The following is a 23,076-nucleotide window of genomic DNA, read 5'->3' as shown; positions in this document are numbered from 1 at the left end:
CACGTCCGTGTGTCAGGACTCCTCGCGGCGCGAGAAGTCCTTCTGCTCGAGCACGAGGGAGGTGAGCACGCCTCCGACGAGGGCCCAGAACGGTGCCGAGATGTGGAGGATGGACACCCCGCTCATGGCGATGACGAGTGCGACGAGCGCTCCGACCTGGAATCGCCTCTCCCGGAAGCTGGACTGGAAGGCCTGGAGCAGCACGCCGATCATGGCGAGTCCGGCGAGTGCCGCCGTCAGCTCCGGCGGGAGCGTGCCGACGATCGCGACGGCGACGCTGGCAAAGCTCCCGAAGACGGCGAAGAGGACCCCGTTGACGGCGGTCGCCGCGTATCGGCCGTCCTTGTTCGCACCCGCCTGCTCGGACGAGCAGATCGCGGTCATCGGTCCGGCGATGTTCGCGTTGTGCCCGCCGAACAGGGGCGCGAGGATGCCGCCCACGCCGCTGATGACGGTCATCGAGTTGAAGGGCGGCCGGTACCGCTCGACCATGAGCACGCCCATCGCCTGGGCGTTCTCCGCCCCGATGACGAGGAGCGCGAGCGGAACACCGACGGCGAGGATCGCGCTCACGTCGAACGACGGCATCACCAGCTCGGGGGCCGTGAGCGCGAGGTTGCTCTCGAGCGGTGTGAACGACCCTGTGACCGCGGCGGCGATCGCACCGGCCACCAGCGCGCCGACGACTCCGGGCACCGCCTTGATGAACCGGGAGAGCAGGAGATACCCGGCGATGGCGGCGCCGACGACGACCGGCAGGGCGACGGCCGCGTCGACGACCCCGGTCCCGAACCTGATGAGAGCTCCGGCGATCATCGCCATGACGATCGGGAACGGCAGCCAGGTGGCCACCTTCCGCACCAGGCCCGTGAGCCCGATGACGAGCACGATGACACCGGCGGCGAGGAAGGCCCCGACCATCTGGGAGAACTCGTACTCGGCGAGCGCCGCGACGACGAGGACTGCGCCCGGGATGCTGTAGGCCCCCGTGATGGGCTGCTTGTAGTACAGCGCCATGACGAACGAGATGAGGCCACCGAACACGTAGATCCCGAAGATCCACGAGGAGATGACGACGTCGGACAACCCGTTGGCCTGGCCGCCGTTGATGACGATGAGGGCCGGGCCGGTGCACCCGAAGATGGCGGCGATGAGGCCCGCGCCGACCGTGGAGATGTTGAGGTGCTTCGGCAGGTCCCGTACACCCGCGGCGAACCCGGGCCCCGCCTCGACGAACCTGCGGTCGACCACCGTGGGCGTGGGTTCCTGCTCGTGCTCCTGCTGCTGCTCGCTGATGCTCATGACGCGCCGACCTCCGTGGTGGAACGCAGCTGGTAGTCGCCGGCGACGAGCTTCCGGCGCAGGATCTTGCCGACCGGGCTCTTCGGGATGGCGGAGATGACGAGGACCTTCTTGGGCCGCTTGTACTGCGAGAGCGGGGCCTCGTTGCGGCTCCACTCCTGGAGCTCGGCAGCGAAGGCGGTCGGGTCGACGCCCGTGTCGGCCGGGACGACGAAGGCGGTGACCGCCTGCCCCCACTTCTCGTCCTTGAGACCGACGACGGCGACCTCGGACACACCGGGGTGACGCGAGAGGACGTCCTCGACCTCGATGGGGTGGACGTTCTCCCCGCCCGTGATGATCATGTCGTCGACCCGGCCGTCGACCCAGAGGTCGCCGTCGGCGTCGATGTGCCCGAGGTCGCCCGTGTGGTACCAGCGGCCGCGGATGGACTTCGCGTCGGCGTCGGGCCGGTTCCAGTAGCCCTGGAAGGCCTCGTCGGAGTCGAGCGAGGCGACGATCTCCCCGACGACGTCGACCGGAAGCTGCTCGTGGGTGTCCGTCGACCCGGGGTCGACGATCCGGAGGCGGGAGTACAGGCCCGGGCGCCCGGCGCTGCCGGGCTTGCGGGCCGCGTTCTCCTCGATCGCGAAGGTGTAGACCTCGCTGGACCCGTAGTGGTTGACGAACACCTCCGGGGCGATCGCCTGCTCGAGCTGCTCGCACAGGGTCGAGGTCATCGCGGCGCCCGCGAAGGCGAGCTTGCGCACCGAGCGCCCCACGCGATCGAGCCCGCCGGTCTGGGCGAGTGCCCAGAAGGCGGTCGGCACGAGGTACAGGGCGGAGACCTGCTCGGCCTCGATGAGCTCGACGGCCTGCGGCGCGTTGTAGACGGGCATCTCGACGAACGTGCCGCCGACGATGAGCATCGACTGCAGCGAGCGCAGCCCCATCGTGTGGTACATCGGCATGGCGCCGAGCGTGGACTCGCCGTACTGGTAGCTGCACTGCATGACGTGCGCGGCCGAGGCCGCGAACTCGTTGCGCTGGGTCCGCGGCACGCCCTTGGGCTTGGCCGTGGTGCCCGACGTGTAGAGCATGACGGCGGGGTCGTCCTCGGTGACGACGACGTCCGGCGCCGCGTTGCCGGCGGCGGCGACGACGCTCTCGAAGTCCTCCGCCCCGTCCAGCGGGTCGGTACCGGCGTACAGCAGGACGGGGCTCACCGTCGCCATGCGCAGCGCCTCCTCGGCGACCCCCCGTGCGAGGTCGTCGACGACGACGACCTTCGGCTCGGCGTCGTCGAGGCAGTAGGCGAGCTCCGGCCCCGAGAGCCGGATGTTGTACGGGGTCGAGAGCACGCCGAGCTTCTGCAGCGCGAGGTGCGTGGAGGCCATGACCTCCGAGTTCGACAGGAACATGGCGACCCGGTCGCCCGGGGCCACCCCCAGCCCGCGCACGGCGTTGGCGATCCGGTTGGTGCGCTCGTCCCACTCGCGGTACGTCATGCGTCGCGAGCCGGCGAACCCGAGCCGCTCGGGGAACCGCTCCGCCGTCCAGGCGAGCGTGCGTCCGATCTCCATCGATCAGTTCCTCCTCGTGATGCGGTTGAGAACCCCGCGCACGCGCGCGGTGGTGAGCTGGGTGACCATGGCGATCGCGCTCGGCGGCGCCGTGCTGACGGGCTCCTCGCCACGCGCGGTGGCGTCCATCGCGCGCGTGAACTGGCCGAACATCTCGCGACTGACGTCGCCGGCCAGCGAGCGCCCGAACTGGGCGATGCGACCCGTCATGTGCAGGTCGGCCTCGGCGTGGATCACTGCACCGTCGCCGTGCGGGGCGACCGTAAGGAGCACCTTCGCCTGCACGTTGCCGCCGCCGGCGTCCTCGGCCTGGGCGAGCGCAACGATCCGGCGGTCGGCCTCGTCCCGCTCGACCACGTGGATGTCGCCGACGAAGGCGAGCTTGACGGGACCGAGCGCGACCCGGATGCGGCCCTTGTACCGGTCGTCGCCGAAGTCGGAGACGAGCTCGGCCCCGGGGAGGCAGCGGGCGAGACGTTCGGTGTCCGCCATGACGGCCCAGATCTGCTCGGGGGTGGCGGCCACCTCGTCGTCGACCTCGATCGCCACGGTCGGCTCGGTGGCGGGCATGCGGATCTCGGCGACGCCCTGGTCGTCGTCGGTCTCGTCCTGCCCGGCGTCCGAGGCGCGCCCGCCCACGCTGTCGCGCGGGAGGAGGGCGGCCGTGGCGCAGTTGTGCGGCGCGGGGACGCCATCCGGGTGGTCCTCGGAGACCTCCGCGACCGCGTCCATGATGTTCCGGTACCCGGTGCAACGGCACAGGACGCCGGACATCTTCTCGGGCAGCTCCTCGCGCGACACCCCGGGCTCGTGGTCGAGGAGGTCGTAGGCGCTCATCAGCTGGCCGGGCGTGCAGAAGCCGCACTGGAGCGCGTGATGGCGGCCGAACGACTCCTGCAGCGGGTGAAGGTCGTCGGGCCGGCCCAGGCCCTCGACCGTCATGATCTCGGCCCCCTCGAGCTGGCAGGCCAGGAGGAGGCAGGCGCGGGCGGCGTCGCTGTCGACGATCACGGTGCACATCCCGCACACGCCGTGCTCGCAGCCGATGTGGGTGCCCGTGAGGCCGAGGTGGTCGCGCAGGGCGTCGGAGAGCGTGACCCGGGGCGCCACGTCGACGGTGGCGGGCCGACCGTTGACGGTGAAGGACACGCGCACGGTCTCCCCGGCCTCGACCCGCAGGGTCTCCGGGGCGTCCTCGGCCGTGCGGCCGGAGCGTCCGGTCCGGCTCGAGCGGCCCGTGAGGAGGTCGCGGGTGGCGGACAGGGTGCGCGGGGGGTTCATGCGGCGACGCTCCTCACGGTCGAGGTGTAGGCGCGGGCGAGCTCGCGGGCGGCGAGCGTGCGGACCAGGCGGCGGCGGTAGGCGGGAGAGCCGCCGGCGTCGCCGCCGGTCGTCACGACGTCGGCAGCCATCGCGTCGGTCGCTTCGGTCAGCCGGGCGGCCAGGTCGGCGGCCGACCCGTCGGAGCCCTCGAGAGCCTCGGCGAGCGCGCCACCGAGGTCGCGGCGCTGCGGCCGGTCGGAGACCCCGAAGGAGGTGACGTGGGCGTCGCGGATCTCGCCGTCCCGGGTGCGCACCCGGACGCCGACGCCTGCGAGCGCGAAGTCGCCGTGGCGGCGAGCGACCTCGGAGAACCCGTACCCGTCACCGGCCTCGGGCACGGGCATCCGCACCGAGGTGACGACGTCGGTGGGGCCCAGCGCCGTCGTCATGGCCCCGACGAAGAAGTCCTCGGCCGTGACCTGTCGCCGTCCGGCCGGCCCCGCGACGTCGAGCGTGGCGCCCAGGCAGAGCGCGACCGCGGGCAGCTCGGAGGACGGGTCCGCGTGTGCGAGCGAGCCGCACACGGTGCCGCGGCTGCGGATCTCCCGGTGGCCGATCCACGGGAGCGCCTGGCTCAGCAGCGGCACGGTGCCGCGGTGCTCCCGCTCGATGCGGCGCTGGCGGACGGCGGCACCGATGCGCAGGCACCCGTCGGAGATGCCGACCTGGGCGAGCTCGGGGACGCGGGTGATGTCGACGAGCGTGGCCGGCCGGCCGAGCCGCATCGCGAGGACGGGCACCAACGACTGTCCGCCGGCGATGACCTTGCCGCCGCCCTGCTCGTCCGCGGCGACGAGCTCGGCGACGACGTCCGCGAGCCTGGTCGGTCGGACGTAGGCGAAGGGGGCGGCCTTCACGTCAACGGCCCTCGAAGACGGGCGCGCGCTTCTCGGTGAACGCGGCGACGCCCTCGGCGAAGTCGTGCGTCGCGCGCAGCATCGAGTAGGACTTGCGCTCGAGCTCGACGCCGGTGGACAGGGGCCCGTCGACGCCGCGGTCGAGGACCTCCTTGGCGGTGCGCAGGGCGACGGGCGAGTAGCCGAGCATCGTCGACACGACGCGCTCGACCTCGGCCTCGAGGCCGTCGCGGTCCTCGGAGACGGACGCCAGCAGGCCCCAGTCGAGCGCCTGCTGCGCCTGGATCCGCTCGGCGGTGAGGACGTGGTACTTGGCTCGGGAGAGGCCGATGAGGCGGGCGAGGCGCTGGGTCCCGCCGCTGCCGGGCATCATGCCGAGACGCAGCTCGGGCAGGGCGAACTCCGAGCGCGCGGTCGCGAGCCGGATGTCGGTGGACAGGGCGAGCTCGAAGCCGACGCCGAAGCAGTAACCGTCGACCGCGGTGATGACGGGCTTCGGCGAGCGGGCCGGTGCCGTGATGTCCTGACCGAGGTCGGTGAGATCGAACGGCTCGACCTCCATGAAGCCGGCGATGTCGCCGCCCGAGGTGAAGTGCTCGCCCTCGCCGCGGACGACGACGACCGCCACGCGCGGGTCGGCGTCGATCTCGGCGAACCGCTCGGCCATCAGCGCGCGGGTCTCCATCGTCACGATGTTGAACCGCCCGTGGTCGAGCGTGAGGTTGGCGACGCGGCCGTCGTGGCTGCGCTCGAGTCGGATGTCTCCGCCGGTCAGGGGCATGTCGTCTCTTTCCTTCGTGGGTCAGCGGGAGGTGGTGAGCAGGTCGTGGATGACGTTGCCGTGGAGCGGGAGGCGCGTGATCTCGACGTCGTGCGCGGACAGGGCGTCCTCGACGGCGTTGGCCACGGCCACGGGGAAGCTCATCGAGCTCCCCTCGCCGGAGCCCTTCGCGCCGAGCCTCGTGACGGGGGATGGTGTCACCAGCCGGTTCCCCACCAGCGGGAACATCGACTCCGCGGCCGTGGGCACGAGGTAGTCCATGAACGTCGAGGTCGGCTGCCCGGAGTCCGTGTAGGCCATCTCCTCGTACAGCGCGCCGCCCAGGCCGTGGACGATCGCCCCGTGCACCTGGCCCTCGATGAGCAGCGGGTTGAGGACGGTGCCGGCGTCGTGCACGCCGGTGACCTTCTCGACGGCGATCTCGTACGTCTCGGGGTCGATGCGGACCTGGACGAGCTCGGCGACGAAGCCGTAGCACAGGGAGGAGTTGACCTGGTCCGTGCGCGAGGGCGCCTTCGCCTCCGGCGGGACGAACGCGGCCTCGGCGTAGAGGCTGGCCTCGACGTCGTCGGGCAGGGAGCCCGGGTCCCAGTGGACGACGCCCGCGGCATGCCGGAACTTCACCGAGCGCTCGGGCTCGGCGGCGACCCGCACGAGGCCGTCGACCAGCTCGAGCTCGTCCGGCTCCGCCTGGAGCAGCACCCCGGCCGCCACCTTGATCGACGCCGCGATCCGGTCGGTGGCCTCGACGATGGCCGAGGTCAGGAGCGGTGAGAAGCGCGAGGAGTAGCTGCCGGAGGTGACCGTCCACGGCGTCGTCGAGGTGTCCATGTCCACCTTGGGCACGACCTGCTCCAGCGGCAGCCCGAGCTGGTCGGCGACCACCTGCCGGGCGACCGTCGCGTGCCCCTGGCCCTGCGGGACCGTGCCGAGCAGCACGGAGACGACGCCGAACGGGTCGACCGTCACGCGCACGTGCTCCGTCGAGCCGGACTTGTCCCGCCCGGGCGGGCGGTCCTCCGAGGGGGTCGCGAGGCCGACGTAGCCGATGTTCGTGGCCGACGGCTCGACGACGACCGCCACGCCGCTGCCGACGAGCTCGCCGCGCGCGCGGGCCTCGGCCTGCTCGGCGCGCAGCCGCGCGTAGTCGGTCGACTCCAGCAGCAGCTCGACGGCCTTCTCGTAGTCCCCGGAGTCGTAGATGCCGCCGGTGGGCGTGGCGTAGGGGAACGATCCGGAGCGTACGAGGTTGCGCTGCCGCAGCTCGACGGGGTCGGCGCCGAGCTCGCGCGCGATCTTGTCCATCACGCGCTCGAGGCCGAAGTACAGCTGCTGGCCGCCGAACCCGCGGTTGAGCCCGGTGGGTGTCTTGTTCGTGACGACCGCGCGGGACCTCAGGCGCACCGCGTCGATCCGGTAGGCGCCGGTGATGTTGCCGAAGCACCGGTAGAGCGTCGCCGGCTCGGGCGGGCGCAGGTAGGCACCGACGTTCTCGGTGAAGTCGACGTCCAGGGCCTGGACGAGCCCGTCGGCATCGACGGCGGCGGTGAAGCGCATGAGCCGGTCCGACCCGGCCGAGCTCGCGAGCAGGTGCTCGTTGCGGTCCTCGGTCCACCGCACCGGGCGGCCCGCATGCCGGCTCGCGAGCGCCATGAGCGCGATGTAGGGGTAGATGCCCGCCTTGATGCCGAAGCTGCCCCCGTTGTCCTCCGGCACGATCAGCCGCAGCTGCGCCGGCCCGATCCCCAGCGCGCCGGACAGCACCGGCACCATCGAGAACGGTCCGTGGAAGTTGGAGTACGCGGTCACGTGCGGGCCGTCGGCCTCGTCCCGCCACTCGGCGACGACCGAGTAGCACTCCATCGGTGTGGACGAGTACCGCGGGAAGCTGTACTCCCCGGTGACCACGCGCGCTGCCGAGGCGAACGTCTCGTCGACCTCGCCGAAGGTGAACGTGCGGTCGCTCGCGACGTTGGTCTCCGCCGTGTCGTGCAGCAGGGGCGCGTCCGGCTCGATCGCCTTTGCGGTGTCGACGACGGCGGGCAGCAGGTCGTAGTCCACACGGACGAGCTCGGCGGCGTCCTCCGCGGTGTACCGGTCGGTGGCGACGACGACGGCGACCGGCTCGCCGACGAAGCGGACCTTGTCCGTGCCCGTGGGGTAGTAGGGCATCGGTGCGCGCAGCGAGAGGGGGAACGGCTTGAGCGCCTCGAGGACCTCCTCGGGGCCGATGACCGCGGCGACGCCGGGGTGGGCGCGGGCCCGGTCGAGGTCGACCGAACGGATGTAGGCGTGCGGGTGCGGGCTGCGCACGACGGCGGCGACCAGCGTGCCCGGAAGGGGGTCGAGATCGTCGAGGAAGCGGCCACGGCCCGTGAGCAGCGCGGGGTCCTCGAGGCGCGCGAGGCCCTGCCCCACGAACCTCTCGCGGCCGTTCGTATCCCCGGTCATGGCATCCTCCGCCGACATCGTCACATAACCATCCGCTTCAGACGGTATGTCCCGGAGGATGAAACTAGAGTACGGTCGGGGACATGTCAACGGTGCGGCTCTCGACGACGTCCTACGTCGTCCTCGGACTCATCGGGCTGCGTGGCCCGTCCACCTCGTACGACCTCAAGCGCGCCGTCGGCCGCTCAGTCGGCTACTTCTGGCCGTTCCCGCACGCCCAGCTGTACTCCGAGCCGCGCCGCCTCGCCGACGCCGGACTGCTGGAGGTCGAGACGGAGTCGGACGGGCGCCGCCGGCAGACGTTCTCACTGACGTCGCAGGGCCGCACCGAGCTGTCGCGGTGGCTCGCCGAGCCCGTGACGGACCCCATGCAGATCCGTGACGTCGCCGAGCTCAAGCTCTTCCTCGGTGAGCTTGCCACCGAGGACGACCTGCTCGCGCTCGCCGAGGAGCAGGTCCGCCAGCACGGCGCACGGCTGGGCGTGTACGACGACATGGCGGCCCGCTACGAGGGCGCCCCGCGCCTGGCCCCACGTCTGCGCTCGCTACGGCTCGGGCAGCGGCTCGAGCGCGCCGCGCTCGAGTTCTGGACCGAGCTCGTCGACGAGGTGAGCACCGGCGCCGGCCGGGCTGACGAGGAAGGCACCGGCACCGACCCGGCCGACGAGGTGGGGACGGAGGGCGATCTCATCTACACGGTGGCCGCCACCGAGGACCTGAGGCGCCGGGCATGACCGGCGAGCTCCACGTCACGAGAACCAGCGACCTCCACGTCACCACGACCGGCGACGGCCCACGGGTGGTCCTGCTGCACTGCGACGCCGCCACCGGCAGCACGGGGTGGCGCGCGCAGCGCGGACTGGCTTCGCGCTGGACCCTCGTGGTCCCGGACCGACCGGGCTACGGCCGCAGCCCGCGCGCCCGGGTCGACTTCGAGGCCGAGGCGCCCGCACACGCGGGCCTCCTGAGCGAAGGCGCGCACCTGGTGGGCCACTCGAACGGTGGCGTGGCCGCCATGCACGTCGCCGCGCTGGCACCGCACCTGGTCAGGTCCCTGACCCTCGTCGAGCCGCCCGCCTTCGGCGTCACCGACGCGCCCGAGGCCGTCGCCACCCGCGAGCGGCTCATCGAGCTCTGGGAACAGGGGCCGGACGACCCGTTCGAGTTCTGGGACCGGTTCTCCCGAACGATCGGCGAGCGCCCGTGGCCCCGGCCGCCCCTGCCCACCGCCTTCGAGGACGGCGTGCGGGCCGTGATGGGCTCGCGCGGCCCGTGGGAGGCGCGCCCCGACCTCGCCGGACTCCGCGCGGCGAGCTTCCCGGTCCTCGTCGTGTCCGGCGGGCACCACGCCGGGTTCGAGGCGGTGGCGGACACGATCGCCTCCGCCACGGCCGCCGAGCGGGCGGTGCTGCCGGGCCGCCAGCACATGGTGCCGCTGGTGGGCGAACCGTTCGACGCGCTCGTCGAGGACTTCTGGCTGCGGGCCGAGAGCGCCGAGGAGCGCAACCCCGGCCCCGGTCAGGCCCCGCTCGCGTCCGCGTGAACGGCTGACAGTTCGAGGTACGTCTCGGCGTTCCGGCGGATCGCCTCGACCTCCTCGTCCGTGGTCTGCCGGCGCACCTTGCCCGGGACGCCCGCCACGAGCGAGCGCGGCGGGATCTCGGTCCCCTCGAGGACGACCGTCCCGGCGGCGATCAGGCTGCCCGCGCCGATCCGTGCGCCGGTGAGCACGACGGCGCCCATGCCGATGAGGACGTCGTCCTCGATCTCGGCGGCGTGCACCACCGCGTTGTGCCCGACGGAGACCCCCTCCCCGATGCGGGCGGACTGCCCGACCTCGACGTGGACGCTCACGTTGTCCTGGATGTTGCTCCGTGCGCCGAGCCGGATCTCCTGACCGTCGAGGTCCGCGCGCAGGACGGCGCCGTACCAGATGCTCGATCGCTCGGCCGCCCTCACGCGTCCGACGACCGTGGCGCCGGGGGCGACGAAGGCGTCCTCGGCGAGCTGGGGCGTCGCGCCGTCGGGCAGGGCGAGGGTGCGGGGGGCACGGTCGGCGTTCATGCGCGGCCCCCTGCGCCCGGGCGGCCGTCGAGGCTCGCAGCGACGCCGGGCCAGCGCTCGACAAGCCCGACCTCGATGTCGAACAGGTCCAGCATCCGCCCGACCGAGTGGTCGACCACGTCCTGCACCGTCGCCGGGTGCGTATAGAACGCCGGCACGGGCGGGGCGATCACGGCACCCAGCTCACTCAGCTCGGCCATGGTTCGAAGATGGTTGCGGTGCAGGGGTGTCTCCCGTATCCCGAGGACGAGACGCCTGCGCTCCTTGAGCTGCACGTCCGCTGCGCGTGCCATGAGGGAGGAGGTCACTCCCGAGGCGATCTCGGACATGGTCTTGACCGAGCACGGTGCCACGACCATGCCCATGGTCCGGAACGATCCGCTCGCGATGCTCGCGCCGATGTCGTGGTTGGCGTGGACGACGTCGGCGAGGTCCTCGAGGTCGCCCGTCCGCAGGCCGGTCTCCTGGGCGAGCGTGAGCCGTCCGGCCTTGCTGACGATCAGGTGCGTCTCCACCGGAGTGTCCCGCAGCACCTGGAGGATCCGGATGCCGTAGGCAGCGCCGGACGCGCCGGAGATGCCGACGATCAGGCGCGGCGTCATGTCGGAGAGATCCATGCGTCCATCCTCCTCATCGAGCGGTGACTGCTGCGTGCCAGTCTGTCACGGAGGCGTCGACGACCGCCTCGAGGTCGACGTCGTCCTCGCCCGGCACCCGGATCCTCAGGAACTTCATGTCGGGAGCGCCCGCCGGGACGGTCGCGTCGAAGCCCAGCTTCGCACCGACACCCTCGGTCGTGGACGGATCGAGCTTGGAACCCTGGGACGGTCCCACGACGACGAGGTCACGATCCGCCTGGAACCTCGTAGCGACGGCCCACTCGACCTCGCGCGGATCGTGCACGTCGACGTCGGTGTCCACCACCGTGACGTGCTTGATGTCGTAGTGGGTGGCGAGTGCGCCGAGGATGACGTTCTTCGCCTCGCCCGGCTGTGCCTGGTCGACCTGCACATAGAGGTGGTAGCGAGCGACTCCGCCGAGCGAGAGGTGGACGTCCTTCACGCAGGGAAAGGTGCGTCGCAGGTGCGAGAGGAACGACGCCTCGCGCGGGATGCCCCCCAGCAGGAGGTGTTCGAGCCCGCCTCCGACGATCGTGTGGAACAGCGGGTCCTTGCGATGCGTGACCCGGTCGACCTCGATGACGTGCCTCTCCGCGCGCTCGCCGTAGTACTGGGGGAACTCTCCGAACGGCCCCTCGGGCTCTCGGCGGTTGGCCAGCAACCGACCCTCGATGACGATCTCTGCGTCCGCCGGGACCCGGACGTCGTTGGTACGGCATCGCGTCACCCGAAGCGGCGCACCACGCAGTGCACCCGAGATCTCGAGCTCGTCCTGCCCGAGCGGGACGATCGCCTGGGAGGCCATGAGGGTCAGCGGGTCGACACCGACCACGACGGCGATCTCGAGGTCCTCGTCGGCGGCCTCGAGCTCGTCGAAGAACCGCATCGTGTGCCGCGGCAGCAGGAGCGCCCCCAGGCGGTCCGGCCCGCTCACCTGGAGCCGGTGGATGGAGACGTTCTGGGCGCCGGTCGAGGGCTGACGGGAGATGAGCAGCCCCGCCGTGATGTAGCTGCCGCTGTCGTGCTCGTTGTGCGTCGGGATCGGAAGGATCCGCTCGAGGTCGACCTCTTCGTGCTCGACCTCCTGGACCGGGGCGTGGGGAACCTCCGTCCACGGCAATGGATTGCGACAGGCAGCCTCGAACGTGCTGACCAACTCGTCTTCCCCGACGCCGACCGCCTCAGCCATCCACGCCCTCTGAGAGAGCAGGCCGGAGATCACCGTGCCGTTATGGGTTCCCGGTCGAGGGAACAACGATGCGGTCGATCCGTCCAAGCGGTTGGCGACCGCGGCGACACCGTGCCGCAGATCGATCCCATGGTGGATGACGGACAGGCGGTTGCTCGCCGCCAGGTGGTCCAGCCAGCCTCGGAGGTCACTGCCAGGCGGAAGCTCCTCCCGGTGGTCCGGGTCGTCCGTCGATGCCGCTCGCGTACTCATCTCTGACTCTCCTGCTCGGTTTCATGAAGGGATGGCGGGCACGGATCCGGGATCTACAGGGAGAAGTGGACGTGCTTGAGCTCGGTGAACTGCTCTATGCCCTCGACCCCGCGGGTGCGCCCCAGCCCTGACATGCGATATCCACCCGAGGGGGCTTCTGCGTAGGACCTGTTGTAACCATTGATCCAGACCGTGCCGGAGCGGATTCCTCGTGACACGGACAGAGCGCGGCCGAGATCGCGACTCCACACCGAGGTGGCGAGACCGAACGAGTTCGCATTGACGAGCTCGACCGCGTCGTCCTCGTCCCGGTAGGACTCGACCGAGAGCACAGGACCGAAGATGTCGTCCTGAACGAGTGCCGATCCCGGCTCAGCGTCCGTCACGACACTCGGCGTCATGAAGAATCCGCGGGTGCCCGCCGGTTGAACCTGCTCGCCACCGACGCGGACAGTTGCGTCCCGACGGGCAAGGTCGACATACGACGACACCTTCTCGAAGGCTGCCTCGGAGATCAACGGGCCGAGGTCCGACGTCGGATCACGCGGGTCCCCGACCTTGAGCGCGCCGATCGACTCGCCCAGTCGGTCGGCGGTCTCGCCGAGCTGATCCTCGTGAACCAGCACACGGGTGCAGGCCATGCACATCTGCCCGGAGGTCGTCACCGCGGCGCGGGATGCTGCTGCGAGTGCCTGGTCGAGGTCGCCGTCCGGGAGGACGAGCATCGAGGCCTTGCCCCCGAGCTCGAGCAGCGGCCGAGTCATCGTCTCCGCCGAGTCGCGCAGGACTGCCTGTCCGGCTGCCGTCGACGCTGTCAGAGCCACGGCCGCCGTCCCCGGGTGACGCACGAGGGCAGAGCCGGCCACGGCTCCACCGGCGACGACCTGCAGCACGCCCGCCTCGATCCCCGACTCGTGGCCCAGTCGAACGATGTGCTCCGTGACCATGTGGGTCTGCGGACTCGGCTTGACGATCGCGGTCACCCCGGCAGCGAAGGCCGGCGCCAGGTCCCGCAGCAGGAGAAGGACGGGCCAGTTCCATGGTGTGATGAATACCGTCGGGCCAACAGGCTCACGCACGAGATGCGACTCGCTGCCGTCGGACATCGAACCTGCGCGACCGAGCGGAAGTCGCGCGAGTCCGGCGTTGAACCGCAACGCATCGATACTTCCGACGAGCTCCGTCCGCGCCTCGGCCGTGATCTTGCCGGTCTCCAGGACGATCTCGTCGACCAGGCTGTCGAACTCCGACTCGATCCGTTCCGCCCACCCGAGCAGCACCTCCGCCCGGCGCTTGTGGTCTCGGGGCCACGATCCACGGAAGGCGGCGAGCGAGGCGGAGACGACACGGTCGATCTCCTGGTCGCTTGCCTCGTCGGGGACCTCGAGCTCGTCCTGACTGACCGGTAGAAGGACGTGAGTCATACGAACACCCCACCGCCGTCGACGACGATCGTCTGTCCTGAGACAAAGCCTGCGCTCGGTCCGGACAGCCACATGACTGCTCCCACGAGGTCCTCCGGGACCATCGAGCGTTGGACGGACCGGGTCGAGGCGACCTTGCTCATGTATTCGTCGGTGTTGACTGCGCGGGACCCCGTGTCGTCCACGAGCCCCGGGGATACGGCGTTCACCGTGGTGCCTGATGCGCCCAGCTCACGCGCGGCAGCTCGGGTGAGCCCCTCGACCGCCGCCTTCGACGCGACATAGTGCGCGAATCCTGCGGCCCCCATCCGCGTCACGGTCGAGGCAATGTTGACGACGCGTCCCCCGCCGCCGTCGGCGAGTGCGGGTGCAGCGGCGCGCATCATCTGCCACGTTCCAACGACGTTGACCCGCAGGACGAGGTCCCACTCGGCCTCGGTGAGCTCGAGCATCGAGCGCTTCGCACCGAGCCCGTGATAAACAGCTGCGTTGTTGACGAGGGCATCGAGGCGCCCGAAGCTCTCGACGGCAGCCTCTACCGCGCGGTCGGCGCTCGCCCGATCGGTGATGTCGCCGCCCATGAACTGCGCCCTACCCGGACCAGCGGAGCTTGCCCGTTCGACGAGAGCGCTCGCCTGATCAGCCGTGGACTCGAGGTCCATCGCGAGCACGTTCGCACCGGCTGCCACGAGGGCGCGGAGATACGCCTGGCCGATGTCCCCCACCACACCCGTGAGCAGGACGGTGCGCCCTGCGTGTTCGTTGGTCATGTGTCGCCTTTCAGGTGGTCGACGGTCGGCCGGATCAGTAGAGGAGGCTCTCAGGGGCAACTTCCTCCTCGAGCAGACCGTGCTGATAGGCCAGATCGGCGAGGGTCTCGATCGACTCGATCGCGAACTCGCTGGGCCACCGAGGCAGAACGATCGCTTCACGCACCTCCGGAGCGATCTCCGTGAACTCGGAGAGAACGGCACGCGCCTCGTCCGGGTGCTCCTCCGCGTACGTCAACGACTCCTGCATCGCGGCCTGGAAGGCCTCGATGACCTCCGGGTCCGAGCTCGCGAGCTGCTCCGACGTGAAGTACGCGGCAACCATCAGCTCGGGGTGCACCTCCGCGTAGGGACGACTGATGGACTCCGCTCCCTCGTCGTTCAACATCGTCATGAACGGGTCGAGCACCCACGCGGCCTCCACCCTGCCCTCGGTCAGCGCCGCAGGCATGTCCGGGAAGGCGAGCTCGACGAACTCGACCGCGTCCGGGTCTCCTCCGTCGGCCTCGACGACGGACCTGACCACCGTGTCACCGATGTTGTTGAGGGTGTTGACAGCCACCGTGCGCCCCTCGAGGTCCGACGGAGACGAGATGCCGGATCCAGGCATGGTCATCACGGCGCTGAAGTCCTCCTCGACATCACCCGTGGTCGAGGCAGCCGGAGCCACCCAGCTGAGCCCGAGCCCCTGGTCCGCCGCGATAAGTAGTGATGTCGTGTTGGAGAAGCCGAACTGGAGGTCACCACTGAGCACCGCAGGAATGACGGCGGCGCCGCCCTGGAGCACCTGGATCTCGACGTCCAGACCGTGTTCCTCGAAGATTCCTTCCTGCAGCCCCAACCACGCGGGCGCGGTATCACCGATCGGGATCACGCCGACCGTGATGCTCGTCAGGCCACCATCCCCCTCTGGTGCCTCTCCCTCTGCGTCGCCCCCGCACGCGGCTAGCGCGAGAGCACCGGCGACCAAGACGGTCCCAACTGTCAGTCTGCGACTCATGAGCTGCTCCATTCCTCGTTGAACGTGCACCACTCCGGACACGCACCCACGGTGCTCGTCGTGCAAACGTGATCGGCGCCCCGACTCACGTAGTCCGACTCGGACCATCCTTGTCGGACCATTGAAAAGGTGTCAAGTCCGCTGAGATCCAGGCCGTCATCGCGGCTGGTCAGCTACGGGAGACGAGAGGGTCGCCATCGAGCGCGTTCGGAAGACTCACGCTGCCCTCCGCCGGAGGGCTCTGGGTCAGGCGTGGATCGGGGAGCTGGTGTCGGTCAGCCGCCGGCCGCTCCCGCCCCAGTGCGCGGCGACGATCTCGGCGGCGATCGCGACCGCGGTCTCCTCCGGGGTGCGGCCGCCCAGGTCCAGCCCGATCGGGGAGGAGAGCCGGGCCAGGTTCGCCTCCGAGACCCCCTCCTCGCGCAGCCGGGCCATCCGGTCGTCGTGCGTGCGCCGACTGCCCATCGCCCCGATGTAGCCGGCCCTGGTCCCCAGGGCCTCGACCAGCAGCGGCACGTCGAACTTCGGGTCGTGCGTGAGCACGCAGATCACGGTCCGCTCGTCGACCTCGCGACCGGCGAGATAGTCGTGCGGCCACTGCACGACGATCTCGTCCGCGTCCGGGAACCTCCGGGCGGTGGCGAACACCGGCCGCGCGTCGCACACCGTGACGTGGTAGCCGAGGAACTTGCCCACCCGCACGACGGCCGCGGCGAAGTCGATCGCGCCGAACACGATCATCTCCGGCGACGGCGCGAACGACTCGACGAACACCGTGACGTCCTCCATGCGGTGCTCCCCGTGGGCCCCGAGGTGGAGCACCCCGTTGCGCCCGTGCGCCAGCAGGCCCTCGGCGAGCTCCGCCACGCTGTATGCCAGGTCGGGATCGCGCACCGTGCGGGAGGCACCGTCCGGCCCGAGGACGATCCGGCCGCCGAGCTCGCCCTCGCCGTCGACGACGGTCGCGACCGCCGTCGCACGGCGGTCGGCCTCGGCCGCGGCCACGGCGGGCAGCTCGGGGAACGACTCCGCCGTGACGAGCTCGACGAACACCTCGATGGTGCCGCCGCACGTCAGCCCGACGCCGAACGCCTCGTCGTCGGAGACCCCGTAGGTCTCGCGCACCGGCACGCCGGTCGCGATCACGCGCTCGGCCAGGTCGTACACCGCCCCCTCGACGCACCCGCCGGACACGCTCCCGACGACCTCGCCCGACTCCGCGACCGCCATCGACGCACCGGGCCCGCGCGGGGAGGAGCTCCACGTCCGCACCACCGTCGCCAGCGCGAACCGGGTCCCTGCCCGGTGCCACGCCAGCACGTCGTCGAGAATGTCCCTCATCGCAGCCTCCCTGAACGTCCGCGCCCGGCCAGCACCGGTGCCAGCGCCTCGAGGCCGGCGATGCTGTGACCGGCGCGGAAGTCGTCGATGTGTGGCAGCGCAGCAGCCATTCCGCGCGCCAGCGGTTCGTAGCGGGGATCCGCCTTGAGCGGGTTGAGCCAGACCAGCTCGTGGGCCAGGCGCTGCAGCCTGGCGATGCTCGCGGCCATGACCGCGGGCTCGTCGTGGTCCAGCCCGTCCGAGCATACGACGACGACGGCGCCGCGCAGCGCGTCCTGCCCCCGTCCGCCCCGCAGGAGGGTGGAGATGGAGGACGCGAGCCGGGTGCCACCGTCCCAGTCCGTCACCGCGGCACCGACCCGTTCGAGGGCACGATCTGGTGAGGGCGTGCGCATGTCGGCCGTCACGCGGTGGGGACGCACGCCGATCGTGAACACCTCGATCCGCTCGCCGGCACGCATGAGCATGTGCGCGAACCGCAGGATCGTCCGGCCGTAGGCCGACATGGAGCCGGAGACGTCGACGAGGAAGGTGATCGGCCGCTGACGCGTGCGCCGCCGGAGCCGCCGGAGCCTCAGCGGCTCGCCGTCGGTGGCGAGGAGGCTCCGCATGGTCCCCCGCATGTCGAGGTGCCGACCGGAACGGGCGGGGCGCCGCCGCCTGCTCAGCCTGTGGCGCAGGCGCAGCCGCAGGTCCCGGATCATCCGGGCCGCCTCGCGCCGCTCCTCTTCGGTCATCGCGGTGAACGACTTGACCCGGAGCCGCTCCTCTGCGCTGGCCACGACCCGGGCAGGCTCGGGCTGTTCGCGGTACTCCTCCTCGACACTCCCGTCGGACGGCGGCTGCCCCTGACCGTCCGGAGCCTCGACGAGGAGGCTCGTCGGGGGGCGTGCCACGACGGGGAGATCCTCACCCGGCACGGCACCGGCGAAGAACTCGGCGAACGCCCGCGCGTAGGCGTCGTAGTGCCGAGGGTCCTGGACGAGGATGGCGCGACCGGCCCAGAAGAGCTCGCCCGCCCGCACGCCACCGAGCGCATGGAGCGCCTGGACGAGGGTGAGGACCTGCGACGTGCCGATGCGCACGCCGTGTCCGCGCAGGACCTCGGCGAACTCCGCGCACAGCGTCTCGACCTCCCGCCCGGAGGTCGTCGTGCCGGCCGGCGGGTCCGGGCGCCGGAGGGTGTCCGTCGCCGTCCTCGTCACGCCGGGCCCGAGTCCCGGTCGGGGACGATCGTCTCCACGGCGTCGAGCACGGCCCGCTGGTCGTCGACGTCCTTCGTCATGGTCGAGAGCGTGGCGCGCGCGACGTCCGCGTCGAGCGTCGTCACGCCCAGCATGTGCAGGGCACCTGCCCAGTCGAGCGCCTCCCCGACGCCGGGCCGGTGGGAGAGCTCGAGACCGCGCACCCGTGCCACCGCCTCGCACACCTCCCTGGCCAGCTGCTCGGGCACCTCGGGAGCCCGAAGGGCGAGGATCTCACGTTCACGCTCCGGCCCGGGGTGCTCGACCCAGCTGTAGAGGCACCGGCGACGGACCGCGTTGTGCAGCTCGCGGGTCCGGTTCGACGTGAGGACGACCAGCGGCGGCTCGGCCGCGCTCACCCGGCCGATCTCGGGGATCGTCACGGCGAAGTCGGACAGGAGCTCGAGCAGGAACGCCTCGAACTCGTCGTCGGCCCGGTCGAGCTCGTCGATGAGCAGCACGGCACCCGAGCCTGCCCGCAGCGCCCGGAGCAGGGGACGCTCAAGCAGGAACTCCTCGGTGAACACATCGGCGTGACCGGCGCCCTCGCGGACGGCCAGCAGCTGCGCCGGGTAGTGCCAGTCGTAGAGCGCCTGGCTCGCGTCAATGCCCTCGTATGCCTGGAGCCGGACGAGCTCGCGACCGAGCACGTCGGCGAGCGCCCGAGCGATCTCCGTCTTGCCGACGCCGTTCTCCCCCTCCAGGAGCAGCGGACGGCCCAGCCGCAGCGCGAGGAACGCCGCCATCGCGAGGTCGTGGCCGGCGACGTAGCCGACACCGCGCAGGGCGTCCCGCAGCTCGCCCGCGTCGGCCGGTCGGGCCTGGGCGGGCGAGCCGTGGTGCTCGGGCACGGTCGTCATGTGCTCAGTCCTGACCGGCGCGCCCTGGCGACGCTCTCGACGATGGCGGACGGCTTGACCGGCAGCTCGCGCACGCGCATGCCGAACTCCTTCAGCGCGTCGTCGATCGCCGCCGACAGCACGCCCGGGGTCGCCATGCGGCCGCCCTCGCCGCCGCCCTTGATACCGAACTCCGTGTACGGCGACGGGGTCTCGACGTGCCCGAGCTTGACGTACGGGACCTCGTGCGCTGTCGGCACGAGGTAGTCACGGAACGAGATGGCCTCGAACGTCCCGTCCTCCCCGTACGGGAGCTCCTCGAGCAGCGCCGTGCCGATGCCCTGGGCCGTGCCGCCGACCACGTGGCCGCCGAGCGTCACGGGATTCACGACGGTGCCGGCGTCGTGGACGGCGGTGTAGTCGAGGATCTTCAGCAGACCGGTGTCCGGGTCGACCTCGACGACGGCGATGTGGCAGTTGTGCCCCATGATCGGGTAGAAGACGCCGAGGTCCGCGCGGTCGGCGGACGGCATCGTGGTCATCGGGTGGTCGTACGTGAACTGCTCCTCCAGCCCGCTCGTCACGCCCGGCGGGAGGTTGAGGGCGAAGAAGTAGGCCGTCCCGGCGACGTCGGCGAGCCCGAGGCTGACGTCGGGGGCGCCCTTGACCTGGACGCGCTCGTCGACGATCTCCAGGTCCTCGGCCGGCACCTCGAGGGTGTGCGCCGCGATGTCGATGACCTTCTTCTGCAGCTTGCGCGCCGCGCCGCGGATCGCGCCGGTCACCATCACCGTGAAGCGGCTGCCGCCCGGCCCGGTGCCCGGCAGTGCGTGCGCCGAGTCCTGGTACCGGATGTTGACGGTCGACGGGTCGGTGCCGAACTCCTCGGCGACGACCATCGCGGCCACGGTCTCCGGGCTGTTGCCCCACATCGCCTGCGAGTGCAGGACGACGTGGAACTGGCCGGTCGGGTCGATGGTGATCGTCGCGCTCTCCGGGCTCGAGGTCGGGGCGAAGCCCGGCTCGTCGAACCAGTACCAGAACTCGGTCGAGCTGAAGACGCTGCGCTCCTGCGTCGAGACGAGGCCGATGCCGACGTAGCGGCCCTCCTCCTCGCGTAGCCGGACCTGCTCGGCGCGCCAGTGCTCGAGGTCGACGAGCCCCAGAGTCTCGTCGAGGACCGCCTCGTAGTCGCCGGAGTCGTAGAGGTTGCCGCCCGGGATCTTGTGGGGGAACTGCTCGGGCCGGATGAAGTTCTTCCTGCGGATGTCCTCCGGCCGCATGCCGGTCTCCTTCGCGGCCAGGTCGACGAGTCGTTCGAGCACCCAGTTCTGCACCTCGGAGCCGAAGCCCCGGTAGGCGCCCTGCTGGCACTTGTTCGTCACCGCGGCACGGAGGTGGTACTTCAGCTTCCCGATGTTGTACGGCCCCACCGACTGCGAGAGTGCGTTGCCGTGGGTGCCGACGCCGAACTGGAGGTAGGCGCCGTAGTCGTCGAGAACATCGACGTCGAGCGCCGTGAACGTCCCGTCCGCGGTGAGCGCGAGCCGGGCCTCGTAGTACCGGTCGGACGCGTGGTGGTCGGAGTTCATCGTGTGGTCGAGCCGGTCCTCGATGTAGGCGACCGGCTGGTCGACCTGCAGCGCGAGGAACCCGGCGAGGGTGGGGACCTTGTGGGCGGTGAACTTGGTGCCGAAGCTGCCGCCGGCCGGGACGGGCTGCAGGGTGACCTGGTTGCTCGGCAGCTTGAGGGCGGTGGAGATGAGGAAGGCGAAGTAGGTGAAGTTGATCGAGTTGCAGAAGATCTCGAGCACGCCGTTGAGCCCGGGGCGGGCGACGGCGCCGGTCGTCTCCATGGGCGTGCCTGAGGACCGTCCCCAGTGGAGCGTGTCGGAGACGATGATGTCTGCCTCGGCGAACGCCTCCTCGGCGCCGCCGAAGTCGAAGGTCCGCTCGTAGGCGAGGTTGGAGCCGTGCTCCTCGTGCAGCACGGGAGCGTCGGGCTCGAGCGCTGCGAAGGGGTCGACGACGTGCGGCAGCGGCTCGATCTCGACCTTCAGTGCGTCGACGCCGTCCTCGGCGATGTAGCGGCTGTCCGCGATGACCGCGACGACGGCCTCACCGAAGTAACGCACCTTGTCCACCGCGAGCGGGTACTGCGGGATCGTCGCCGGCCCGAAGTTCATGCAGGGGTTCATCTTCGCCTTGCAGTCCTCGCCGGTGACGACGGCGACGACGCCGGGGATCTTCAGCGCCTCGGAGGCGTCGACGGAGACGATCCGGCCGTGCGCGACCGGGCTGCGGTAGACGGCGGCGTGCTTGAGCCCGGGGATCTTGAGGTCGGCGATGTAGCCGCCGCGACCGACGAGCAACCGGGGGTCCTCGACCCGCTTCATGCTCCGGCCGATGTACCGGTGCTTGCTTCCTTCCGGGGCCGGCACGGACTCGGTGCCGCTGCGGTGCTCGGTGCTGGCGCTGGTCATGACTCGTGGCCTCCTGCCTCGTCCGCGGCTCCGTTGCCGCCGGCCGCTGCCGTGGCCCGACGCGGGCACCCGCCCGCGTCGAGCTTGCGTGCCGCGCACTGGACGGCGTTGATGATGTTCTGGTAACCGGTGCACCGGCAGAGGATCCCGGAGATGCCGTCCCGCACCTCGTCGTCGGTCCGGTCCCGTCTCTCGTCGAGCATCTCCTTGGTCCGCAGGACCATCGCGGGGGTGCAGAAGCCGCACTGGAGCCCGTGCTCCTCGTGGAACGCCTCCTGGATCGGGTGCAGGTTCTTCTGGTCGGCGGACAGGGACTCCACCGTCTCGATCGAGTGGCCGTCGACCTGGACCGCCAGCATGAGGCACGAGCGCACGGACTGCCCGTCCATGAGGACGTTGCACGCCCCGCAGACGCCCTGCTCGCAGCCGAGGTGGACGCTGACGAGATCGAGCTCCTGGCGGAGCCAGTCGGCGAGCGTCATGCGCGTCTCGACCTCGCGCACGACCTCGCGGCCGTTGACGGTCACGGTGATCTCGCGCCGCCGGGTGCGGTCCGTCGTCGGTGTCGTCATGCCGTCTCTCCTCTCGCCCCGCGGTGGAGCGCAGCGGTGATCGCGCGGGCGGTGATGGTCGCCGCGACGTGCTTGCGGTAGTCGTGCGTGGCGTGGATGTCGTCGCCGTTGGTCACCTGGTCGCGGACGGTGCGCGCGGCCTCGGTGACGAGCTCAGCGGTCGGTTCGCTCCCGACCAGCAGCTGCTCCGCCGCGGAGGCGCGCAGGGGTCGGTCGGCGATGTTGCCGACGCCGATCGCGGCGGCCGCCACCGTGCCGTCGTCGGCGAGCTCGAGCTGGCAGGCGGCGGCCGCCATCGGCCGGTCGCCGACGCGTCGGGAGACCTCCACGTATCCGTGGGACCCTCCGGGCACCGGCCACCGGGTCGCGACGAGGACCTCGTCGGGCTCGAGCGCGTTGATCTTCTGCCCCACGAAGAACTCCTCGGCCGGCAGCGTGCGGACCCCGGACGGGCCGGCAACCACCATCTGCGCGCCGAGGGTGACGGCGACAGTGGGGAGCTCGGTCGCGGGGTCGGCGAACGCGATGCTGCCGCCGACGGTCCCGCGGTGGCGGATCTCGGCGTGACCGATGTAGGAGATCGCCTCGGTGAGGATCGGGACGGCCGTGCGGACCCCGCCGTCGGTCTCGGCGGTCCGTTGGCGGACACCCGCGCCGATCTCGACGTGGTCGCCGGCGACGACGACCTGCTGCATCTCGGTGACGCGATTGATGTCCACGAGTACCTCGGGCCGGTGCACGCGTGCGTAGATGAAGGGCATGAGGCTGAGGCCGCCCGCGAGCACGGTGGCGTCCGACCCGTGGGCGGACTTCAGCGTCACCGCCTCGTCGATGGTCTCGGGGTCGTGGTAGGCGAAGGCCGACGGCTTCATCGCGCTCCCTTCGTTCTGGTGGTCTGTGCGTCGGCGTCGACGACGCCTGACGGGTGGGAACGTGCTGCTGCGGGGGGCTCCATCGCTCTCCTTCGGGCAAAGGCCTGCTGCCGGGGTCGGGACGACGTCC

The 23,076-nt window shown here is 71.0% G+C and carries 20 protein-coding genes; 2 read left to right on the top strand and 18 right to left on the bottom strand.

Annotation, left to right across the window (positions count from 1 at the left end; translation table 11 throughout):
• Positions 1-12: 12 nt before the first annotated feature.
• The 6 genes from ACZLKG_RS13500 to ACZLKG_RS13475 are packed head-to-tail and all read right to left on the bottom strand — an operon-like array spanning position 13 to position 8,276.
• Complete coding sequence (locus ACZLKG_RS13500) at positions 13-1,302, bottom strand: benzoate/H(+) symporter BenE family transporter (RefSeq protein ID WP_463649034.1); 1,290 nt, start codon at positions 1,300-1,302, stop codon at positions 13-15.
• Complete coding sequence (locus ACZLKG_RS13495) at positions 1,299-2,864, bottom strand: class I adenylate-forming enzyme family protein (RefSeq protein WP_463649033.1); 1,566 nt, start codon at positions 2,862-2,864, stop codon at positions 1,299-1,301. The genes ACZLKG_RS13500 and ACZLKG_RS13495 overlap by 4 nt, the downstream gene beginning before the upstream one ends.
• A 3-nt stretch (positions 2,865-2,867) precedes the next feature.
• Positions 2,868-4,145 (bottom strand): xanthine dehydrogenase family Fe-S subunit, encoded by a 1,278-nt coding sequence (locus ACZLKG_RS13490; RefSeq protein ID WP_463649032.1) that lies wholly within the window; start codon positions 4,143-4,145, stop codon positions 2,868-2,870.
• Positions 4,142-5,044: an FAD binding domain-containing protein gene (locus tag ACZLKG_RS13485; RefSeq protein WP_425707975.1), complete on the bottom strand. Its 903-nt coding sequence runs from the start codon at positions 5,042-5,044 to the stop codon at positions 4,142-4,144. Before ACZLKG_RS13485 ends, ACZLKG_RS13490 begins: the two co-directional genes overlap by 4 nt.
• Before the next feature lies 1 nt (position 5,045).
• Positions 5,046-5,825, bottom strand: coding sequence for an enoyl-CoA hydratase/isomerase family protein (locus ACZLKG_RS13480; RefSeq protein WP_463649031.1), 780 nt, complete (start codon positions 5,823-5,825; stop codon positions 5,046-5,048).
• A gap of 21 nt (positions 5,826-5,846) precedes the next feature.
• Positions 5,847-8,276: a xanthine dehydrogenase family protein molybdopterin-binding subunit gene (locus ACZLKG_RS13475; RefSeq protein WP_463649030.1), complete on the bottom strand. Its 2,430-nt coding sequence runs from the start codon at positions 8,274-8,276 to the stop codon at positions 5,847-5,849.
• Positions 8,277-8,359: 83 nt separating this feature from the next.
• Here ACZLKG_RS13475 and ACZLKG_RS13470 point away from each other — a divergent pair, with 83 nt between their 5' ends.
• Together ACZLKG_RS13470 and ACZLKG_RS13465 are read left to right on the top strand one after the other, a co-directional pair.
• Positions 8,360-9,010, top strand: a complete 651-nt coding sequence (locus ACZLKG_RS13470) for a PadR family transcriptional regulator (protein WP_425707972.1) — start codon at positions 8,360-8,362, stop codon at positions 9,008-9,010.
• Positions 9,007-9,819, top strand: coding sequence for an alpha/beta fold hydrolase (locus tag ACZLKG_RS13465; RefSeq protein ID WP_463649029.1), 813 nt, complete (start codon positions 9,007-9,009; stop codon positions 9,817-9,819). The genes ACZLKG_RS13470 and ACZLKG_RS13465 overlap by 4 nt, the downstream gene beginning before the upstream one ends.
• Here the strand turns inward: ACZLKG_RS13465 and ACZLKG_RS13460 are convergent.
• The 12 genes from ACZLKG_RS13460 to ACZLKG_RS13405 form a co-directional block, all read right to left on the bottom strand.
• Positions 9,795-10,340: a gamma carbonic anhydrase family protein gene (locus tag ACZLKG_RS13460; protein WP_463649028.1), complete on the bottom strand. Its 546-nt coding sequence runs from the start codon at positions 10,338-10,340 to the stop codon at positions 9,795-9,797. The two genes, ACZLKG_RS13465 and ACZLKG_RS13460, sit on opposite strands and share 25 nt — an antisense overlap.
• Complete coding sequence (locus ACZLKG_RS13455) at positions 10,337-10,957, bottom strand: UbiX family flavin prenyltransferase (RefSeq protein WP_425707969.1); 621 nt, start codon at positions 10,955-10,957, stop codon at positions 10,337-10,339. Before ACZLKG_RS13455 ends, ACZLKG_RS13460 begins: the two co-directional genes overlap by 4 nt.
• A 13-nt stretch (positions 10,958-10,970) precedes the next feature.
• Positions 10,971-12,401, bottom strand: a complete 1,431-nt coding sequence (locus ACZLKG_RS13450) for a UbiD family decarboxylase (RefSeq protein WP_425707968.1) — start codon at positions 12,399-12,401, stop codon at positions 10,971-10,973.
• Between the two features lie 53 nt (positions 12,402-12,454).
• Positions 12,455-13,825, bottom strand: a complete 1,371-nt coding sequence (locus tag ACZLKG_RS13445) for an aldehyde dehydrogenase family protein (RefSeq protein ID WP_425707967.1) — start codon at positions 13,823-13,825, stop codon at positions 12,455-12,457.
• Positions 13,822-14,595, bottom strand: coding sequence for an SDR family oxidoreductase (locus ACZLKG_RS13440; RefSeq protein WP_425707966.1), 774 nt, complete (start codon positions 14,593-14,595; stop codon positions 13,822-13,824). The genes ACZLKG_RS13445 and ACZLKG_RS13440 overlap by 4 nt, the downstream gene beginning before the upstream one ends.
• 34 nt (positions 14,596-14,629) lie before the next feature.
• Positions 14,630-15,595 (bottom strand): ABC transporter substrate-binding protein, encoded by a 966-nt coding sequence (locus ACZLKG_RS13435; RefSeq protein WP_463649027.1) that lies wholly within the window; start codon positions 15,593-15,595, stop codon positions 14,630-14,632.
• Positions 15,596-15,841: 246 nt separating this feature from the next.
• The gene (locus tag ACZLKG_RS13430) at positions 15,842-16,936 is read right to left on the bottom strand and encodes an XdhC family protein (protein WP_463649026.1); all 1,095 of its coding nucleotides are present in this window, start codon (positions 16,934-16,936) and stop codon (positions 15,842-15,844) included.
• Positions 16,933-18,141 (bottom strand): vWA domain-containing protein, encoded by a 1,209-nt coding sequence (locus tag ACZLKG_RS13425; protein ID WP_463649025.1) that lies wholly within the window; start codon positions 18,139-18,141, stop codon positions 16,933-16,935. Before ACZLKG_RS13425 ends, ACZLKG_RS13430 begins: the two co-directional genes overlap by 4 nt.
• A complete protein-coding gene (locus ACZLKG_RS13420; protein ID WP_463649024.1) occupies positions 18,138-19,040 on the bottom strand; it encodes an AAA family ATPase in 903 nt (300 codons plus the stop codon). Before ACZLKG_RS13420 ends, ACZLKG_RS13425 begins: the two co-directional genes overlap by 4 nt.
• Positions 19,037-21,502: a xanthine dehydrogenase family protein molybdopterin-binding subunit gene (locus ACZLKG_RS13415; RefSeq protein WP_463649023.1), complete on the bottom strand. Its 2,466-nt coding sequence runs from the start codon at positions 21,500-21,502 to the stop codon at positions 19,037-19,039. The genes ACZLKG_RS13420 and ACZLKG_RS13415 overlap by 4 nt, the downstream gene beginning before the upstream one ends.
• Positions 21,499-22,074: a (2Fe-2S)-binding protein gene (locus tag ACZLKG_RS13410; protein ID WP_425707960.1), complete on the bottom strand. Its 576-nt coding sequence runs from the start codon at positions 22,072-22,074 to the stop codon at positions 21,499-21,501. The genes ACZLKG_RS13415 and ACZLKG_RS13410 overlap by 4 nt, the downstream gene beginning before the upstream one ends.
• Positions 22,071-22,946 (bottom strand): FAD binding domain-containing protein, encoded by an 876-nt coding sequence (locus ACZLKG_RS13405; protein WP_425707959.1) that lies wholly within the window; start codon positions 22,944-22,946, stop codon positions 22,071-22,073. The genes ACZLKG_RS13410 and ACZLKG_RS13405 overlap by 4 nt, the downstream gene beginning before the upstream one ends.
• Positions 22,947-23,076 lie beyond the last annotated feature (130 nt).

Source organism: Georgenia sp. Z2081 (assembly GCF_055326445.1).
This window is presented reverse-complemented; position numbering and strand designations above follow the sequence as displayed.

Bases quoted from the DNA above. Each gene is read 5' to 3' on its own strand.
- ACZLKG_RS13500 (WP_463649034.1), bottom strand. From the start codon at position 1,302: ATGAGCATCAGCGAGCAGCAGCAGGAGCACGAGCAGGAACCCACGCCC.
- ACZLKG_RS13495 (WP_463649033.1), bottom strand. From the start codon at position 2,864: ATGGAGATCGGACGCACGCTCGCCTGGACGGCGGAGCGGTTCCCCGAG.
- ACZLKG_RS13490 (WP_463649032.1), bottom strand. From the start codon at position 4,145: ATGAACCCCCCGCGCACCCTGTCCGCCACCCGCGACCTCCTCACGGGC.
- ACZLKG_RS13480 (WP_463649031.1), bottom strand. From the start codon at position 5,825: ATGCCCCTGACCGGCGGAGACATCCGACTCGAGCGCAGCCACGACGGC.
- ACZLKG_RS13475 (WP_463649030.1), bottom strand. From the start codon at position 8,276: ATGACCGGGGATACGAACGGCCGCGAGAGGTTCGTGGGGCAGGGCCTC.
- ACZLKG_RS13470 (WP_425707972.1), top strand. From the start codon at position 8,360: ATGTCAACGGTGCGGCTCTCGACGACGTCCTACGTCGTCCTCGGACTC.
- ACZLKG_RS13465 (WP_463649029.1), top strand. From the start codon at position 9,007: ATGACCGGCGAGCTCCACGTCACGAGAACCAGCGACCTCCACGTCACC.
- ACZLKG_RS13460 (WP_463649028.1), bottom strand. From the start codon at position 10,340: ATGAACGCCGACCGTGCCCCCCGCACCCTCGCCCTGCCCGACGGCGCG.
- ACZLKG_RS13455 (WP_425707969.1), bottom strand. From the start codon at position 10,957: ATGGATCTCTCCGACATGACGCCGCGCCTGATCGTCGGCATCTCCGGC.
- ACZLKG_RS13450 (WP_425707968.1), bottom strand. From the start codon at position 12,401: ATGAGTACGCGAGCGGCATCGACGGACGACCCGGACCACCGGGAGGAG.
- ACZLKG_RS13445 (WP_425707967.1), bottom strand. From the start codon at position 13,825: ATGACTCACGTCCTTCTACCGGTCAGTCAGGACGAGCTCGAGGTCCCC.
- ACZLKG_RS13440 (WP_425707966.1), bottom strand. From the start codon at position 14,595: ATGACCAACGAACACGCAGGGCGCACCGTCCTGCTCACGGGTGTGGTG.
- ACZLKG_RS13435 (WP_463649027.1), bottom strand. From the start codon at position 15,595: ATGAGTCGCAGACTGACAGTTGGGACCGTCTTGGTCGCCGGTGCTCTC.
- ACZLKG_RS13430 (WP_463649026.1), bottom strand. From the start codon at position 16,936: ATGAGGGACATTCTCGACGACGTGCTGGCGTGGCACCGGGCAGGGACC.
- ACZLKG_RS13420 (WP_463649024.1), bottom strand. From the start codon at position 19,040: ATGACGACCGTGCCCGAGCACCACGGCTCGCCCGCCCAGGCCCGACCG.
- ACZLKG_RS13415 (WP_463649023.1), bottom strand. From the start codon at position 21,502: ATGACCAGCGCCAGCACCGAGCACCGCAGCGGCACCGAGTCCGTGCCG.
- ACZLKG_RS13410 (WP_425707960.1), bottom strand. From the start codon at position 22,074: ATGACGACACCGACGACGGACCGCACCCGGCGGCGCGAGATCACCGTG.
- ACZLKG_RS13405 (WP_425707959.1), bottom strand. From the start codon at position 22,946: ATGAAGCCGTCGGCCTTCGCCTACCACGACCCCGAGACCATCGACGAG.